The sequence below is a fragment of the Thermoleptolyngbya sp. PKUAC-SCTB121 genome, assembly GCF_016919485.1.
Taxonomy (GTDB): Bacteria; Cyanobacteriota; Cyanobacteriia; order Elainellales; family Elainellaceae; genus Thermoleptolyngbya; species Thermoleptolyngbya sichuanensis.
The window spans coordinates 1,397,090-1,414,528 of record NZ_CP070366.1; the positions used below are offsets into that span (position 1 = coordinate 1,397,090).

Genomic DNA, 17,439 nt, shown 5'->3' on the forward strand with positions numbered 1-17,439 from the left:
TCCAACTTTTGAACAGTTTTGAACAGTTGGTTCCTCGACGTTCTACTTGCAGATAAGTACATGCTTGCAGATAAGCTCTCATACCTTAAGTAAACAGCCTAGCACCAGCCTCCTACATCCAAAAGCGGACAAACTCTTGCTTGGCAAACTCCACGCTGCGATAGCGCCGCAGTTGGTAGAGAAATCCGGCGATCGCCAGCCCGCTCCACAGCAGCAGCCAAAACCACGAATCCCGGAAAATGGGCAGCAGCGTGTTGCCTGCGTTCTTCAAATCCTCAATCGAGACGCGCCCATTCAGCAGCAGCAGCGACAGCACCAGCGCATTTGCTCCGCCCTGAGCAGACAGCAGCATGACAATATACTTCTGCCAGTTTCGCACGTAGGTCAAGACCCCCAGCACCAGCCCCGATCCGAGGGCCACCAGCGCGGGCAACGTCCCCTGCTGAAAGCCAAGAATAGCCATGATGCTTGATCCAAACAGCGCACCCGTAGCTCCGCCCATCAGCGCCACGCCCACTTCATAGAACTGCCAGCAAAAAATTGCCAGCAAAATTCCCAGCACCAGCCCGACCGTTAGCCCCGTCGTGGTAGCCAAAAAGCCGCCGCCTAGCAGCAGAAACACGGCCTTTGCGCCCAGCCACAGCCCCGCAAAAAACGACCAGACGGGCAGCATCACCATAAAAAAGCGGTAGCCCCCAAAGCAGAGCAGCACGCCGAAAACTGCTGAAAACAGCGCCAGCAAGATAGGTCTTAGCATAGATATCTAAAAAAGCGTATCTTAAAAACCTATCCAAACCTATCTAGAAAAGAGCGCAGGGCGCTGTTATCCAGCAAACCGAACTGCCCGTAGAAGGGGCTTAATCCCTGCTTGACTGACAAAACAGGTTAAAGCTGGAACGAAAGCCATGCGGGAAGCAGAGCATGATTTAGGCTGAGAAGTAACCACACAAACCAGTCAAATCAATGTCACCGACTTCCCGTCTTTATGATGCGTTGAATGATTTTCTGCGTCAATGCGACATTCAGTGGCAGGATGCTCGCCATCTGCAAACACTGTGCTGGATGATCATTGGCATGATTGGAAGCCAAAACGTTCATCTCAATGGATTTGGGGTGTATGTGAGGAGTCGCGCTCAAATGGCTCAATCCCACCAACGCCGGTTTCGCCGCTGGTTGTCGAATCGGCGGATCAATGTCGCGTCCGCTCATCATGCGCTGATTGGGCAGGCTCTGTCCAACTGGCAGACCCAACGACTCTACTTAAGCCTCGATACAACGGTCGTATGGAATTGTTTCTGCATCGTCTGGGTCGCAGTGGTGTACCGAGGAAGAACGGTTCCGGTCGCTTGGAAAGTGGTGGCGCAATCAAGCAGCACCGTCAGGTTGTGGACGATTCAACGGGTACTGCGGCAAGCGCAACGGCTGATGCCCGAGGGTGTCGCGATTGTCCTTTTGGCAGACCGAGGGTTTGCCGATGGCAAGTTGATGAAATACCTCCGGGAGAATCTGGGTTGGCATTTCCGCATCCGCATCAAACGCTCCTTCCAATTTCAGCACCAAGGGCAGTGGCGCCAGGTATCGTCGGTTCAATTGCAACCAGGACAAGCTTACTTTACGCCTGCAGTGTCGGTGGGTAGAACAAAGCCCTACGACAATGTTTACCTTGCCTTTGCCCACGACAAACTCAGCAGCGAGAATTGGACAATTGTGAGTGATGAGCCGACGAACTTGCAGACGTTTGCCCAATATCGACTGAGATTTCAGGTGGAGGAGTCGTTTTTGGATTTGAAGTCCAACGGGTTTAATCTCGAAGCCTCCAGACTCAGAGACAAGGTTGCCCTTTCCCAGTTGTGTGGGGTAATCGCCTTGACGATGCTGTTCTTAGTTCTCCAAGGGGTGCAAGTGGTCGCATCCGGCAAGCGTCGCCAAGTCGATGCTCACTGGAAGCGCGGCATGAGTTATCTCAAGCTGGGCTGGAATTGGATTCGGCTGGCTATCACTCACCAGTGGAAGATTCACGTTTATCAGTTCCTCTCCTGTTCACCTGACCCTCAACCTGCCATCGCATCAAGGCGACAACACGATGACTCCCTAAAGCGTGAATTCACTGTCCTCAGCCGTATTCCAGCTTCTTAGTTTTGTCAGTCAAGCAGGGCTTAATCCACAAGAATCAATAATTATTGCAGGATTGTTGCAGAAATGCAGATTTGATCCTGTTCTGCCCTCCGCTTATCCTGCGCCCAGCAGGGCTGACGGTGGCTGCAAAACCTGCGCCAAGTTGAGCAAAAAAATGGGCGGGCTGTCGTCTGTGGGCAGAATCAGTCCGCTGACGCAGCGAATTCCGCCTTCTTGCTGGTAAAGCACAGACAATGGCTTGAAGGCGGATTCTGTGAAGCGCTTGAGAGCGGGTGGCCCATCAATTTGTAGCCCAATGACATCCCCTTGCAGGCTGTAGACCAGAATTAGGTATTGGGTCGTAACAGTGTGGCTGAAGGTTTGCCCAAGCGTGGAATATTTTGTGACCTCTTGTGGGTCAATCTGCGTTCCGGGTTCTAAGCATTGAGTGGATGTTGGTGTGTTCGCAAAGATGCGCTGCTGGAGGTTTAAGACGGGAATATTTTGGTCATGATCGAGGGCGATCGCCGTCCCCGTTCCTTCTTGCTGGGCATAGAGACGGTCGATTTCGATGACCCGATGCACGATTGCTAATGGCAGGGCGAACAGTTCCTGCCGCAGTGGAAAAACCAGCAGTTGACGAGTGATCTCGACGGGTTTAGAGCGCAGCGCTCGCAGAGAGTTCAGAAGGGTCATGAATGTGTTGTGCCAAGGTGGTCAGGAGAGTTTGCTCGTTGTAGGGTTTTGAGAAATAGGCGATCGCCCCCAGGCTCAGCGCCAGTTGTCGATGTTTGGCGCTCGTGCGTGAGGTGAGCATGGTGACGGGCAAATGCTCAAACTGCGGGTCCGATTTCACTTTCGCCAAAAAGCCGTAGCCATCTAAACGCGGCATTTCGATATCGCACACAACCGCGTTCACCTGAAGCCCGGCCCGCAGCTTTTCGACCGCTTCCTGCCCGTCTTTTGCTTGCTCAACCTGATAGCCCGCTTTCTCCAGAGTGAGTGCCAAAAATCGGCGGACATTAATCGAATCGTCTACCACCAGAACGGCGGGCTGCTGCTCCACTGGGACAGAGCGACCTAGCAATCGGCGATCGGCATCCATGAGGCTGAACTGGCGATCGCCCAGTTGGGAAGACCTGGGCACCACTGGGCCGGCTGCCTCAGTGCTGGCAATCCAGTGCAGCAATTCTGGGACATTGACAAGCGGCACAACGCGCCCATCACCCAGAATGGTGCAGTTGCTAAAGCCAGCAGGAAGCGGAATGGTGCTATGGATACGGCGCACCGCAGTTTCCTGTTCGCCCCAACAAGACTCGATTTGGATGCCAAAGATTTGACTGTTGTGTTCCACCAGCAGCACGACTGGTTCGCTAATGCTAGGGGGTGTTTCTAGGCGATAGGGATGACGCGGCCCAGGAAATCGGAGCCAGCGTGATAGAACCACCAGCGGAATCAAGTTGCCTTGCACGTTCAGCATTTCGCTGTCGCCCACCCGAACAATATGCTCTGGCTCAAGCTTCAGCATTTCGCCAATCACGTCGCTCGGAAAGCCAATCAGCATGTCGTTGCTTTCGGCAATTAGCACGCGCACAACAGACATCGTGAACGGCACTGAGAGCGTAAACGTTGTGCCTTGCCCTGCTTTGGTTTCTACTTTAATATCGCCGCGAATTTGCTTGAGATGATCACGCACCACATCCATGCCTACGCCGCGACCCGATAGCGACGTGACCTGTTCCTTGGTACTGAAACCGGGTTCAAAAATGAGGGAGACGAGTTCCTCTTCGCTGGCCACCCCCAACAAGCTAGGGTCTAGCCCCATGGCGATCGCCTTGGCGCGGATTTTTTCAATCGGGATACCTCGTCCATCGTCTTGGATGGTGATAAATGTGCGATTGCCCCGATGAAAGGCTTGAATTTTAATCACGCCTTCTTCTGGTTTGCCCTGAGCCAGCCGGGTTTGCGGATCTTCGATGCCATGATCGAAAGCATTTCGCAGCAAATGCATCAGTGGATCATTGAGCGCTTCCAGGATGTTGCGATCAATCAGTGTGCCAGCGCCATTGACCTGAAGACGCACCTTCTTGCCATATTGCAAGCACAGTTCCCGCAGAGCGCGAGGGAAGCGGTCAACCAAGTCAGACAGCGGCCGCATCCGGATTTGAGTCAGTCGAGACTGGAGTTGGTTTGCTGTTTTGTCTAGGGTGCGAGATGCCTGCTCGACTTCCTCAAGGGTCAGATCGATGTCTGTGGTAACTTCTTGAACCTGGACGATGGTTTCTAGAATGTCCTGCGAGAGCGAGTGAACATCTTCATACCGATCTAGCTCCAGCGCATCAAACCCATTGCCCAACCCAGCGCCAAACCCACTCCCTGGACGATGCTCAGACCCAGGAGGAATAGCTGAGGATGGGATCTGCTGGAACAGATTGGTGGCTGGGGCTGGAGCTGGCTCGGTGCTGACGTCTGAGGGGCTGTTGTAGAGCTGGGCTATTTGGGGGCGATCGCCCGACTGGGCAGCACGCGCCTCACTGCTTGGGAGCAGGTTGAGGGCGGAGGAGAGGGGCGATCGCCCAACATCAGTCGCCAATCGATCGTAGGTCGTTCGCAGTTCGGAGCTAGCCTGTTCTAGCGTTTGCACCCGGTTGTTTAGCAGCCGCGTCAAATTCCGAAGACGTTTGAGGTAGAGGTTGAGCGCGTTGCGGTCAATCGTCAGCTCACCAAACAAGTCACTCAGTTGGTTCAACTGCTGCACCGACACCCGCACCGTATTCTCTTGGGTCGTCTCAGTGGCGGGTGCGTTGCTGCTCCAGCGGCTTTGCTGAGCCGGGGCTACGATGGGGCGATCAGCAGGACGATCAACGGGGCGATCGCCCGACTGGGAGCGACCCGCAACATCAGCACCGACCTGATCCTCTACCTGATCCTCTAACAAAGGAGGCTGTGCCGACGGCTCAGATAAGGAAGCCGAAAGCGTGAAATCGGCAATCTCTTCCCCATCCAACCCTTCAGAGATACCAGAGATTTCGGTCGTTGCCAGCTCTGTTGCAGGCGCTCCATAGTCCACCCCTGCGTATTCCAGATCGACATAGTCTGCAACCGCATGATCTGCCGCCGCAACTTCCTCTTGCACCCCAGAATGGTCTGCTGCCTGGGCAGCAATTGTTTCGAGAGGAAGTGTGATTTCATCATCAGAGGACGTTGCAAATGCCGACGCTCCGGCCATTTCAGCGCTCCAGGAAGGTGCAAAAGACCCGGCCCCGGAGGTTTCAAGCTGTATCGCCGTAGGAATGGCTGCCAGGTTGCCAGTCAAAACGAGCGCCTGCGCCCGCCGCCAAGCCTGCAACGCCGTCTGCGCCAAGGTAGAAATGGCAGTTGCATTGGTCGCTTCTGTTTGAGCCGTTTGGACACCAATGGACTGACACAGTTGGGAAAAGCTCTCGATCTGGAGCATCTCCCCCAAGCCCTCTAGCTCCTGGGCCAAAATTTCGACTTCTTCTTTTAGGCGGGGAGACTGTTCATGAATTGCCGATTCTAGCCGCTGCAAACAGCCCTCGACTTCGGTTTCAAACAGCAGGGGAATAATATCCTGTCCGTCTTCAGGAGATAGGAGCGAGTAGGCATCTTCATCCTGGGGCGTGCCTAGCCGCTCGTGAAGTTGCTGATAGGCGGGTTCAATCTGTTCCAACAGCCAAGCCGGGGCAATGGTTGGACGGGGGCGATCGCCCTCTGTAGACAGACTTTGGCGATCGCAGGCAATCACCCTCCCCAACCCATCCACACACTCCAACAAAAGCTGCTCCAGACTGCCATCTACTTCCAACGATTGGCGCTGCACCTTCAACACCTTCAGCCCATCTTCTAGGCGATGCGCCAAATCACTTAAGCTTTGAAAGCCCATTAGACCCGCTCCCCCCTTAATAGAGTGAGCAGCCCGCAGTGCCTCGTTGATCTTGTCTGCATCAATCGCTTGGGCCAGCCCGAGCAGTCGAGATTCTAACGTCCTCAAATATTCTTGAGCTTCCTCCAAGAATTGCAGTTGGATTTCAAGTTCCTTGTCGTAGACCATAATGACTCTCTATGAAAGGCGACAAGCGGTATCGCAAACCCAGGAAAACAAACCAAAACTCTGCAAACTAAACCTGTTCCCCTGTCTTAAAGGCACCGACCGAGGCTTGCAGTTCGCGGGCAACTTCGACTGTTTCTGCCAGCGCCCCAGAGATCTTGCGCGACGAATCAGAGGTCAACTCCGACACCTGAGCCACTTCCTGCATCAGCATCGACACAGCCGCAGACGTTTCCACCTGAGACACGGTTGCCTGCGAAATCGACTGCACCAGTTCGTCAATTTGACGCGACAGATCCAGAATTTGCATCAAGTTTCGCTTCGCATCTTCCACATAGTGGGTGCCCTCGACCACCTTGCTGGTGCTTTGCTCCATCGCTTCGACCACCTCGACCGTTTCCTGCTGGATGTTTTCTACAATGCGCTCAATTTCCTTTGTCGCATCCGCAGACCGAGCCGCCAGCTCGCCCACCTCTTCTGCCACCACTGCAAACCCCTGGCCTTCTTCGCCCGCGCGAGCCGCCTCAATCCCAGCGTTAATCGCCAGCAAGTTCGTTTGCATGGCAATTTGGTTAATCAGCGACACGGCCTTGGAAATTTGCTGCGACGATTCACCCAAACGCTTCACTTTCTTGGACGTTTCTCCGATGATTTCCCGCAGATTGAGAATGTTTTGCACCGTCAAGTCCATCGCACTGCCGCTGACCTCGGCGGTGGCGGAGGCTGTATGGGCCACCGTAGCCGCCTGCTGCGCCTGTTGCGAGACTTGCTGAACGGAGTGCGTCATAACTTCCACCGAGTTCATAATGCGCGTGGTTTCCTCGGCCTGCTTGAGGGCTGCATTTGCCAGCGCGGCAATGGCGCTCTCGTTTTGTCCGAGAGACTCATTCACTCGGTTGGCGGAACGCTTCACCTGGGTCACAATCTGGCGCAAGCTCTCAATAATGGAGTTGAAAAAGTCTGCAACCGTGCCAATTTCTCCAGCCGTCACGTCCGCCCGAACCGTGAGGTCGCCCGAAGCAGCTCCTTCCACGTCGTCTAGCAAAGACATCAGCTGACGTTGGAGCGTTTCTTGCTGCCGACGGCGTTCTTCAGAGAGCATGTTGGCTTGGTTAAACAGGCGAGCTTGCTCGATCGCATAGCCAAGCTGAATCGCGACTTGGCGGAAGAAGTTGATTTCAAGCTGATTCCAGACGCGGGGCGCATTACACTGGTGGGCAATCAGCAAGCCCATCAGATCTTCGCCAATCAGGATAGGCGCAACGAGGTTGGCCCGAACCTGGTAGGGTTTGAGCTGTTCGAGATGGCATTCGGTGAGTCCGGCTTGGGTAATGTCGGCAACCGCTTGTACACGCCCTTGGCGATATTGCTCTACATATTTCTCGGCAAAGCAGGGGTCATAAATCTTGTTAGACAGGGCGGCCGGATAACCCGATTCGACCGATTCGGCAATGAAGGTGCCTTGCCAGTTTTCGTCGAAGGCATAGACCGCAACCCGCTGGCAGTTGAGCGATCGCCGGGTCTCAGTCACCGCCACTCGCAGAATCCGCGGCTCCTCAAAGCTTTCCCGCATCCGTGCCACAATCTCGGCGAGTTGGCGTTCCTTCTCGGCGGCTGCTTGCTGTTTTTGCAAGAGCCTTGCCTGACTCAGGGCATAACCAATCTGCACGGAAATTTGTTGCAGCAGCTCAACTTCGGCCACTTCCCACTGCCGTGGGCTAGAGCATTGATGGGCACAGAGCAGCCCCACCAACTCATCACCCGCCAAAATGGGGGCTGCCATGTTGGCTTGCACCTCTAGGCGTTTCAGAATTTCGCAGTGGCAGTGGGTCAATTCGGCGGTTTCGCGATTGGTCATAAAGCTGACTCGACCCGTGTAGTAGCGCTCAATGGCTTCGGGGCTGAGGGGGTCCTCAATGATTTGCCCCATAGCTCGCTTCCATCCACGCCCGACGGCCTCAGCAGTGATTTCGCCACTTTTTAGGTCGGGAGCAAAGCGATAGATCAGCACCCGATCGACCTTGAGCACTTCCCGCACGCCCTCTACGGAGGTTGTCAGAATTGTCCTTTCGTCGAGGGATTGGCGAATTCGGCTAGTGACTTCTGCTAGCGTCATGGCGCGTTCGGTAGACTGCTTTTCGCGCTCACTTTGCATCCGCAAGACTGCTTCGGTTTGCACAACGCTGTCTGCCAGTTTGTTAAAGACTTGAGCCACTTCTCCGAGTTCGTCAGTGCCGTAGATCTCGGCGCGAGCCTGGCGATCGCCCTGAATAAAGCGCTGGGCGGTGGATTGCAGTTGCCGCGCTGGACGCAGGATAGACATCCCTAGTAGCTTGGCTAACACTAAATCGGCGGCGATCGCCACCAGCGCAATCAAAAATTGCAGTTTCAAGCTCTCGAAAATCAGTTGATTCAGTGCGGTTTCAGAACTCCCCCGCACCAGCACGGCCGTTGGCTCACCGTTGAAGTTGGGAATTGCCTTGGCAGCCAGCGTATGGGTCATTGAGCCAACTGGCCCGCGCCGGGTTACCACCTGACCGCGAGCGGCGATCGCATCGCGCAGCAGTTGCGGATCTTCTAGGGCGACATCTGGAATTGCTTGATTAATATCGGGGTTATCTCCCGCTGCCAGCGCGGTTGCCAGCGCTAAGCTGCCATCGGGCTGCACCTGATAAACTGCACCATACCCGTTTTCAAATGCAGACAACGGCTTTTCCGCGATTGGCAGCTTGCCATTGACAATATCCCCTGATACCAGCACCCCAATCACCTCTTCCGTGCCGGGTGCAAAAACCGGGGTCACTGTGTAGCGAATTAGCGCATCTTTCCCGCTAACGCCCTCAGGCAGTGGTGGCGCTTCGTTTTTTAACTCGTCCCAGGAAACCATTGCTGTCGCTCTGATCTGCCTTGGGTTTTTCAGCACCGTACCCACCAATCCATTGGGATCGAATCGTTGCCCAGTCCGTGTTGCATTGGCGCTGGCGATAATCCGCAAATCCTTACCCACGAGCGTTGCATATTCAATCTCACGAGCTTTAACCTCGTTTTGCAAAATCGTTTTCACCTCGGCCTCGGCCTGTGGCGAAAGGCGGCCACCTGCGGCATGAGTGGCTGCTGCAGAAATAATCGCTCGGTTGTCGGCCTGCCCTCGAAACCCAAAGGCCATTTGGTTGACTTTGATGTCATAGGCAAGTTCAATCACCGCCAGTTCAGATTCGGCTTGGTTCCGCAACTGATTGCGGCCGGATGTCACAATCAGCAACGCGCCAATTCCAACTAGACCAATAACCGAGATCGCTTCGGACGTTGCCAATCCCAAAATTTGCTTGTTGCGAACGCTCAGGTTATAAAACCACTGAACCCAGGGATAGGAACTCGGACGAGTCACCTTAATCGGTTCTTTTTGATTTTTGCCATAGTTGATACCCCGATAAATCATTTGATCATCAAAGTCGGGGGGCAAGGACACCCCTTCCTCATAGCCGTTTTGAGAAAATGAATGGGTTGGTGAAAGCGCAGTAGAGTCCGTCTTTTTGGGAGCTGGGCGAAATTCGGTGGTCATAGTTCAAAACCTAGCGCAAGAGAGGTTAAAGAATGGAATTGGGCGGCAAGGATAGATGATAAAGAGAGAACCTTAAGAAGATCGCAAGAGGGATGAGCGAGCGATCGCCTCTGCATTCAACACCAGCAGCAGCTCAGAATCTAGGGAAACACATCCGTCTAGGTAGGGCGTAATACCACTAGAAATATTGGCTGGTGCAGGTTGAATCAGATCAGAATGGATATTCAGAATGCCACTGACTTCCTGAACTCGAAACATGAGGGGCGTTGCCTCCGTTTGCACCAAAATCAAGTTGAATTGCTGCGAGTGATAGAAACTAGCTGACAATTCCAACATTTGTGCCAAATCGATAACCCAAATCACCTGACTCCGACGATTCATTAGGCCAGATAGGCAGGGATGCATATTCGGCATGGGAGTGATGCGCTGAGTTGGCACTGTGATGGCTTCCTGTACGCAAGACAACGGCAACACCGCAGGCGTTTGATGAGTTATGTTAAATCGAATGTGAGTGTGCGATCGCCCCACATAAGATACTGGAGCCAGGGAAGACGGCGGATTGGGAACTAGAGCCGCACTCATAGCCCAACTCCAACAACGCTCATCACTGCTCGTAGCAACTGTTCGCGGGTGTAGGGCTTAGTTAAATACGCATCCGCCCCTTGTTTCATGCCCCAAAGCCGATCAATTTCTTGATTCTTGGACGTGCAAATAACGATTGGCACCTTGGATGTCTCTGGCTGTTTTTTTAGGCTACGACACAATTCAAAGCCGCTCATTCCTGGCATGACAACATCAGTGACAATCACATCTGGACGGTGCTGAATGGCTTTTTCCATCGCTTCTTTAGCCGTGACCGCATTAATCACTGTGCAGCCGCTTTCGCGAAGATAATGGCTCATCAATTCCATTTCAGAAGGGGTATCTTCAACAACCAGGATTGTTTTCGTCAAGGTGAGAGTCATAGATTAGTTGCCTCTATAGATAAAAATTACACATGATGTCTGAGCAGCCATTGCAAGAGATGCCATGCTGCTCTTGATTAATTTGCGACCTTGCCCTAGCTCAAGTGCTTGAAGACAACTTTTAGCAAATCGGACTGATTGAATGGCTTGGTGAGATAGCCCGATGCGCCGACCAGTTTTGCCTTGGCACGATCAATCAAACCCGTGTTGCTAGTTACCATCACCACAGGAACATTCTTGAAACTCGGATGGCGGCGCAAAAGAGAACATAACTCATAGCCGTCTAAGTTGGGCATTGTTACATCTAGCAAAATCAGATCAGGTTTGGTACGCACAATTTGCATGAGCGCTTTTACCGGATCGCTAATCACCACCACCGAAAAAATAGTGTCGTCTAGAAATGCCTCAATCGACCGCAAAATTGTTGGACTGTCGTCAATACAGACGACGGTGTAGTGGTCTTTGGAAAGCTTTGGTGGATTGACCTCTATGGTTGAGCTATGCTCTGTAGGTGCTGTTTTTTCAAGCGTATCTTTGTGAGGTATGGCTGGCTGCGATCGCCCTCTTTCAATGGGAATTGTTTTGGAAGCTGGTGAGTGGGCGATCGCCATTTGCGGCTTTTGATGTGCAACATGCTGCTGGCAATATTCCACCAAATTTCGCAGATCGATCTTGCAGAAAGTCCGCCACTCCAAAAACCGCTCTCTTTCAAGCAGTTCATAGCTGCCCGCATGAACTAGCAAAAATCCCTCAATCACTTCCTTCGCCAAGCTGTCAATCAAATTAAAAATATGTTCATCCATCAGGTGATTTTGATCGACCAGCCAGCAGATGGCCTGATAATCTGGCACGAACTCTGATTGATAGATAGGACGGTTTTCAAACAAGAGCCGCAGTTGCACGCGCACTGCGCTGACCAAGCTAGGTAGGCGGCGGCTTACTTGACTGAGGTGACGATCCAGCCGTCCAAACGGATCAATCGAGCTAGACGCATATACTAAGTCACCCTCTTCAAGATAGATGAACCAGGTTGTGGAACCATCAGTGACGCGCAAGCAGCCAGTCGTTTTACGACTTTTAAGCTGGGCCAAAAGATTGAGTGGATATAACTTTTGAGGAAATCGATAGCCTGCAATTGAGGTGGTATTCATGAGTCGCTACTTGACCTTACTTCAACTGTTGACAGCCTTCATGAGGGGTTCCGCAAATGATTCAAGCGCTGAATCTGACTGGTTCAGTATCTTGGATGATGCAGCATAACCCGCAGAGGTAATAAGGGCGATCGCCCAATCTCTCTACTGGATTAGTGCTATGCGTTTGTCTCAGTGCCCAAATCTCTGGGCTGCTGGAGAAAAAACGCAGTTTTAGCCTTACGTGCTTGAACCTGTAAATTGAAATGCAAATTGAACTAAGTGCGCGGGTTCAAGGGAGGCTTGAATGGCTGATCAATGTCTGATCAAAGTCTGATCAACCTAGAGGGAGATGCAAGGGATCGAAACTGGTAGAAGAGTGGTAGATGATTCAGGCAGGCTCTCTTAAGGGCTGAATCATTTCAGCAATTCGGCTGATGCATATCACTAGACTAACAAACCAATGAGCAAATTTTGCAAATCTTGAATAAAGATGAAATGGCAAATAAAAAGACATAGTGGGGATGAGCCAAAAGATTAATTGAGCGATCGCAGCAGGCGGCGGATCTTATCTTTTTGCTGGCGATCGAGTTCGGGTGGAAAGCTGAGTTCCAAAATGGCGCGATCGCTCAGCCCAGCTAGCACCTCAACCCGCATAACTTGTACAACCAGGCTTTGCGGTTCTGGATCATCCGGCTGGCGCAACACCAGCAGACTCAGCAGCGGTTGGCTGATCTGCAATGCTTCAATGCTCTCTAGATCCATCGCTTCTATCTCCAGCCGCAGATCGCGCATCCCCATCTCGGTTAGCGTCGCCGGATACGATATGTCGCCCCAGCCTTCCCAAAACAGATAGGACGCAGCCTGTACCTGCTTTCGCACAGCAACGCTGGATTCGGGTCGAAACTCGCGAAAGACGCGCCCAATGCTGGCAGCGATGAACTTAAAGGAATCTACCGGATTGTCTCGCTGCTCACGCTTTTGGGAGTACCACTCTTTTACGTCCGAGTAAAGCACGAGAACCAAATCATCGGTTTGAGTGCGGCTGAGGTGGATGAACTGCACCGCAACCTGAACCTGCAAGCTGCTTGTCGCCTTGGCGCGAATGATTTTGGCATCCAGCAGCACTCGTGCGCCATAGTCTCCAATCAGTTCTACGCGGATTTCGTCTGGGACGTTCGGCCATTCATCCAGCAGCAGCAGCGCACCCGATTCGCTGACATTCTGCGTGGTTGCGGCCCACTGCTGATCGCCGCTGTGGATGATGGCAGCAATTCGTCGGGGCAAGCGATGAGCATCTCGCAACTGAGGTTGTTCAAAGGCCACCAGGCAGGCCGCCAGCAGCAAAAACAGGTTAAACACATTCCAAATTGCATTGATCAGCACAGCCTGCATGTCCTGCGGGCTGATGACTAACCAGAAGGGAATGGCCAATAGCGAAGCAGCGGCGATCGCACTCAAATACACCAGATATCGCACACTCTCAAAATCAAAGTTGCGCTCAGTCACCATCAGCCCTTTGTCCGTCACGTTGAACGATCCCAGCTTTGGATTGATCAACGCCAGCAGCGTCACAATGCCCGCCTGAAACGACATGGCAAATTCATACACTTCGTTCCAGAAAGAGAATCTAACGTGCTTATAGGGAATGTGGTTGGTTTGCATAGACAAAAGAATGTGCGGCAGTGCGTAAGCCATCGTCTCTAGACCCAGCCCACGCACCGACGAAATGCCCAGCAGCAGGTAAATCATCGGTGCAACCACATACATCAGTCGCGGAAAGCCAAAGAAGAAGTGTGACGTGGCGCTGAAATAGCACAATCGCTGCGCCAGCGTGAGCTTCAGCTTGCGGTTAAACAGGGGATTTTCGAGCCGCAGGATTTGCGCCATGCCCCTCGCCCAGCGCACCTGCTGACCCACATAGGACGAAAATTTTTCGGGAGCCAATCCCGCCACCATAATCTTGTCGTAGTAGACAGACTGGTAGCCGAGCGAATGTAGCCGCAGCGCCGTGTGACAATCCTCGGTTACAGTTTCGGTGGCGATACCGCCAATCTCCAGAATATACTCGCGCCGCACAACCGCAGCGGAACCGCAAAAGAACGCCGCATTCCAGTGGTCATTCCCCTTTTGCAGCACTTTGTAAAATAGCTCGTTGCCCACGGGAATTTGGCCACGAGTCAGCAGGTTGCGCTCGAAGGGGTCGGGATTGTAGAACCAGTGCGGCGTTTGCACGAGTGCGACTTTGGGCTTGAGGAAAAAGCCCACTGTTTCTTTGAGAAAGCAGCGGGCGGGGATATGGTCGCAGTCCAAAATCAGCACCAAATCGCCGTGGGTTTTCTCTAGCGCCGTGTTGATGTTGCCCGCTTTGGCGTGGTCGTTGTTGTCGCGCACCAGCATGATTGCGCCCACCTCGTCGCACATGGCCTGCAATTCGGCGCGGCGTTCGGGATACTTGCGGCCGTCGTCTAGAACGTACACGCACTTTTTGTCGGCGGGATAGTCGATGGCGAGGGCGGCGATCGCCGTTTTTCGCACAATTTCTACGTCTTCGTTATAGGTCGGAATGTATACATCGACACTGGGCCACTGCGTCTGGGGCACGGTGGATAAGTCAATCGGCTGGCGCTGACGGATGCGGAGCGTCTGAAAATAGGCCAGAAACAGCGTCAGAATGGCGTACATCTCTGCGGCATAGAGCAGCACGCTAAAGGCTGCATTCAGCCAGCCATTCAGCGAGAGGGTATAGAACGTGCGGTAGTAGAAATAGCGGAGAGTGGTCAGTCCGCTGAGGGCAACCAAGACCAGATGCAGCCGTTCGCTGAGCGCAGAGTCTTCTTGCTGCTCCTCCAGGCGCACCAGCCAGTTGCCCAAAAACACCAGCGACAGTCCAAAAACGCCCTGCTGCCAAATGCCAGGACGGGCCGTAATCATAGGTGTGGCCAGCCACAGCAGGGCGCTGAGAAGTACCAAAAATACGTAGCGATGGCGGCGAAAAGCCGTTTCAAAAAAATGCGGAATGCCATTCACCAGACGAAGTAAGATCCGTTTGGCAAGCGGAACTCTCGCCTGTTCCGATGCTGGCGTTGCAGCAGGGGCGATCGCACGAACCATAGACATCTCCTACTGCTTTTCTACTGCTTTTCTTGAGACGGATACCGATTCAGCCAGGCCTGACCCACGCCATACATCAGCAGCGCGATCAGAATCGTGCCAGGAACCAGCAGCAGCCAGTAGCCCCCCACCCGCTGCATCAGGCGATCGCGCCAGTTTGCTTCACTCAGGGTGGTGCGCTGTCGGGTCTGTTGCAGGAATTCCAGCGTGTAGGCATCTGGGCTATTGGCTTGCACTGCTGCATCATTGGCGCTGATCAACACTGTGTCTTCTCGCAGTTGATAAAATAGTGCATCCTGTTCAAATAAGGCTTGTAGCTGCTGAATTCCGGTGCTGGATTGCCCTGTCAGCGCCAGAAAAACGCGATCGCTATTCCAGGGCGACACTACCTGTTTGGCAACGCCTTCCACATCCGGCAGGGTGCGAATCGCTGCGCCATCTCGCCTGCGTTGAAACAGGGTTTCCAGGTTAAAGCCGCTGGATTGAAGCGCATCGGGCAGCGGGAAGCGCGATCGCTCGCCGAGGGCAATAAGATGATGAGTTTTTCGCACCTCGGCGGGCAGTTGATCCGCCCGATACACATTCAGCTTGATCGATTCAGCCTTACTCAGTCGCCCCAGCCGCTCGCTTACCTCCAACAGCAGCAGTAACTCTGCGGGGTTGGGGTTTTGGGGGAGGGCGATCGCCGTCTGTGACAAATCCTGGGGTGCCGCAAAAGGATAGCCGACTTGCAGCAGTTTCAGGTCGGGCAAGCGGGCCATGTTTTCTCGCTTCAGATCAAAGCTGGTGTCTGCATGAACCGTGCCCCAAAGCTGCTGATCGATGGCTCGGTTGCAGGAGCGACGTTCGCGGGGGTCTAGCCGAAAGCGGATTTGAAGTTTGGAATTGGGTTTGATCTTATCCTCAGGCAAATCCACCCTAAAGGTGCCGTTTCGCACACCATCCACCGCATCCAGCTTGCGCCCTGCCAGCGGCAAGCCATCCAACTGCACTTCCAACAGTGAGGTCAGGGGGTTAAGTTGCGGCCCGTAGCTATAGCGCAGATTCAACACATTGCCGACCAAAAACCGATCATCGGGCAGGGCGCGAAAGTCGATTTCGATGGGCGGTGCGTCGGAACCGCGAGTGGTGATGTCCTGGAATGGCTCGTTTGCCTGGGTCAGCAAGTCCTTGAGTTGGAAGGAATTTTCAACGGGTAGATAGCCCGGCCAGTCGCGGGGGTCTGGCGTGGGCACGTCGGCAAGGTCTTTCACCAAAATCACGCTGCCGGTGCCAATCTGGCGATCGCGGCTTTGCAGCAAAAATTGCACTGCTTTGCTGGCGGCGGCGGGCGTGTTGCCGGTGGCCACCAGCACCAGGCTCTTTGCATCTGGCGAAGGGGTCAACATCAGCACGCCCACATCATCGGCAATCGGCTTCTGGGTTTCATCTAGCCAGCGATCGCCCTGAAGTTTTAGCGGCAACTTCAGCGACTTCAGGATTGGCTGGGTCTGAGTTGTGCCAATCACCACTAGGCGCTCGCCGGGGCTGAGTTCGTTGACCTGTTTTACCAGTCGCGTGTCGATTGGGCGAAACTGTGCCAGTCGTCCCAGGCTGCTCTGAAAGCGGCTGGCAGCCGTCAACCAGGCTTCATCCACGGCGCTGGGCAGCAGATACGCCAACTCATTGGGGCTGAGGCTGAGTTCATCAAACAGCGGAAACGGATAGCGGCTAAAATCCAGCGTCACTGGCCTGGGCGCAAGGTCAAATACGATTTTGGAATCCGGTAAGATCTCTGTCCACAGGGAGGGATCGTAGGGATCTTGGGTGCAGGTGGGGGAGTTGTTTTGCAGCGCCGCAATCACCACTTCGTTATAGTCTTGCAGCAGGCTGATGGGCACGTCGTAGATGGCATTGCCGATTTCGCCCTGGGGCTTGTTGAGCGGCACACTGCCCACGCTAGCGCCGTTGACCAATACCGTCAGGTTTGACCGGGTGGCATAGAGCGCAGGCGAATGGCGAAACCGCAGCGACACTTTGACCGACTTGGTTTCCCAACTGCGCGGGCGGGTAAACCGCAGCCGCGACTCATCGTAGATGCCCCGCAATTGCAGCCGCGTTCCCACCACAGGGCTACGGTTAAATTCCAGGACATATTGCCCCGGCGATAGGGGCTTCAGTTGCACGGTCGCTGGTAGCGTCGCTTGGTTGGGGGTGCCTGTGGCGGGTCGGGTGTTGGGCTTGGTTTCCGGCGGGATGGCGTTTTGGCGAAAGTCGGGAAGCTCGCTCTGGGCGATCGCCCCACTGTTTGCCAGCAGCACCCCAAATAGCAACAACGAAAGGAAACTAGCAGCCCGCTTTTGTGAACGCAGTTTGGAACAAGAAAACAGCCTGAAGAAGAAGACAAGTGGACGAGCAGTATGACGCTTCATGGAAAGCCTGGAGGATGTTGGAGTGCAAGGGAGTGTTGGAAGGAAGAGGGACGGATTTTGGATTTTGAATTTT

10 protein-coding genes are annotated in these 17,439 nt (G+C 53.8%); 1 reads left to right on the forward strand and 9 read right to left on the reverse strand.

The genetic code is table 11. The annotated features are described in order from the left end of the window. Window positions 1-112: 112 nt before the first annotated feature. Window positions 113-757, reverse strand: a complete 645-nt coding sequence (locus JTM80_RS05825) for a DUF4203 domain-containing protein (RefSeq protein ID WP_205370767.1) — start codon at window positions 755-757, stop codon at window positions 113-115. Between the two features lie 206 nt (window positions 758-963). Between JTM80_RS05825 and JTM80_RS05830 the strand changes: the two genes are divergently transcribed. Next, complete coding sequence (locus JTM80_RS05830) at window positions 964-2,136, forward strand: transposase (RefSeq protein ID WP_172353422.1); 1,173 nt, start codon at window positions 964-966, stop codon at window positions 2,134-2,136. A 93-nt stretch (window positions 2,137-2,229) separates the two neighbouring features. Here JTM80_RS05830 and JTM80_RS05835 read toward each other — a convergent pair whose 3' ends face one another. The 8 genes from JTM80_RS05835 to JTM80_RS05875 all read right to left on the reverse strand — a co-directional run bounded on the left by JTM80_RS05835 (window position 2,230) and on the right by JTM80_RS05875 (window position 17,255). Next, window positions 2,230-2,811 (reverse strand): chemotaxis protein CheW, encoded by a 582-nt coding sequence (locus JTM80_RS05835; RefSeq protein ID WP_172357600.1) that lies wholly within the window; start codon window positions 2,809-2,811, stop codon window positions 2,230-2,232. Next, window positions 2,774-6,187 carry a hybrid sensor histidine kinase/response regulator gene (locus tag JTM80_RS22625; RefSeq protein ID WP_225906770.1) on the reverse strand — a complete coding sequence of 1,138 codons (3,414 nt, stop codon included), beginning with the start codon at window positions 6,185-6,187 and terminating at the stop codon, window positions 2,774-2,776. The genes JTM80_RS05835 and JTM80_RS22625 overlap by 38 nt, the downstream gene beginning before the upstream one ends. Window positions 6,188-6,254: 67 nt before the next feature. Beyond that, complete coding sequence (locus tag JTM80_RS05850) at window positions 6,255-9,746, reverse strand: methyl-accepting chemotaxis protein (protein ID WP_205370768.1); 3,492 nt, start codon at window positions 9,744-9,746, stop codon at window positions 6,255-6,257. Between the two features lie 72 nt (window positions 9,747-9,818). Next, window positions 9,819-10,328 (reverse strand): chemotaxis protein CheW, encoded by a 510-nt coding sequence (locus JTM80_RS05855; protein WP_172357597.1) that lies wholly within the window; start codon window positions 10,326-10,328, stop codon window positions 9,819-9,821. Next, a complete protein-coding gene (locus JTM80_RS05860; protein WP_172357595.1) occupies window positions 10,325-10,711 on the reverse strand; it encodes a PleD family two-component system response regulator in 387 nt (128 codons plus the stop codon). Before JTM80_RS05860 ends, JTM80_RS05855 begins: the two co-directional genes overlap by 4 nt. Window positions 10,712-10,806: 95 nt before the next feature. Continuing rightward, window positions 10,807-11,862 (reverse strand): response regulator, encoded by a 1,056-nt coding sequence (locus tag JTM80_RS05865; RefSeq protein ID WP_172357593.1) that lies wholly within the window; start codon window positions 11,860-11,862, stop codon window positions 10,807-10,809. A 516-nt stretch (window positions 11,863-12,378) separates the two neighbouring features. Further along, the gene (gene bcsA, locus JTM80_RS05870; RefSeq protein ID WP_225906771.1) at window positions 12,379-14,961 is read right to left on the reverse strand and encodes a UDP-forming cellulose synthase catalytic subunit; all 2,583 of its coding nucleotides are present in this window, start codon (window positions 14,959-14,961) and stop codon (window positions 12,379-12,381) included. Window positions 14,962-14,975: 14 nt separating this feature from the next. Continuing rightward, window positions 14,976-17,255 carry a cellulose biosynthesis cyclic di-GMP-binding regulatory protein BcsB gene (locus JTM80_RS05875; protein WP_225906772.1) on the reverse strand — a complete coding sequence of 760 codons (2,280 nt, stop codon included), beginning with the start codon at window positions 17,253-17,255 and terminating at the stop codon, window positions 14,976-14,978. Window positions 17,256-17,439 lie beyond the last annotated feature (184 nt).

Coding starts and splice junctions, on each gene's coding strand:
- JTM80_RS05855 (WP_172357597.1), bottom strand. CDS start 10,328: ATGAGTGCGGCTCTAGTTCCCAATCCGCCGTCTTCCCTGGCTCCAGTA.
- JTM80_RS05860 (WP_172357595.1), bottom strand. CDS start 10,711: ATGACTCTCACCTTGACGAAAACAATCCTGGTTGTTGAAGATACCCCT.
- JTM80_RS22625 (WP_225906770.1), bottom strand. CDS start 6,187: ATGGTCTACGACAAGGAACTTGAAATCCAACTGCAATTCTTGGAGGAA.
- JTM80_RS05835 (WP_172357600.1), bottom strand. CDS start 2,811: ATGACCCTTCTGAACTCTCTGCGAGCGCTGCGCTCTAAACCCGTCGAG.
- JTM80_RS05865 (WP_172357593.1), bottom strand. CDS start 11,862: ATGAATACCACCTCAATTGCAGGCTATCGATTTCCTCAAAAGTTATAT.
- JTM80_RS05825 (WP_205370767.1), bottom strand. CDS start 757: ATGCTAAGACCTATCTTGCTGGCGCTGTTTTCAGCAGTTTTCGGCGTG.
- JTM80_RS05850 (WP_205370768.1), bottom strand. CDS start 9,746: ATGACCACCGAATTTCGCCCAGCTCCCAAAAAGACGGACTCTACTGCG.
- bcsA (WP_225906771.1), bottom strand. CDS start 14,961: ATGTCTATGGTTCGTGCGATCGCCCCTGCTGCAACGCCAGCATCGGAA.
- JTM80_RS05830 (WP_172353422.1), top strand. CDS start 964: ATGTCACCGACTTCCCGTCTTTATGATGCGTTGAATGATTTTCTGCGT.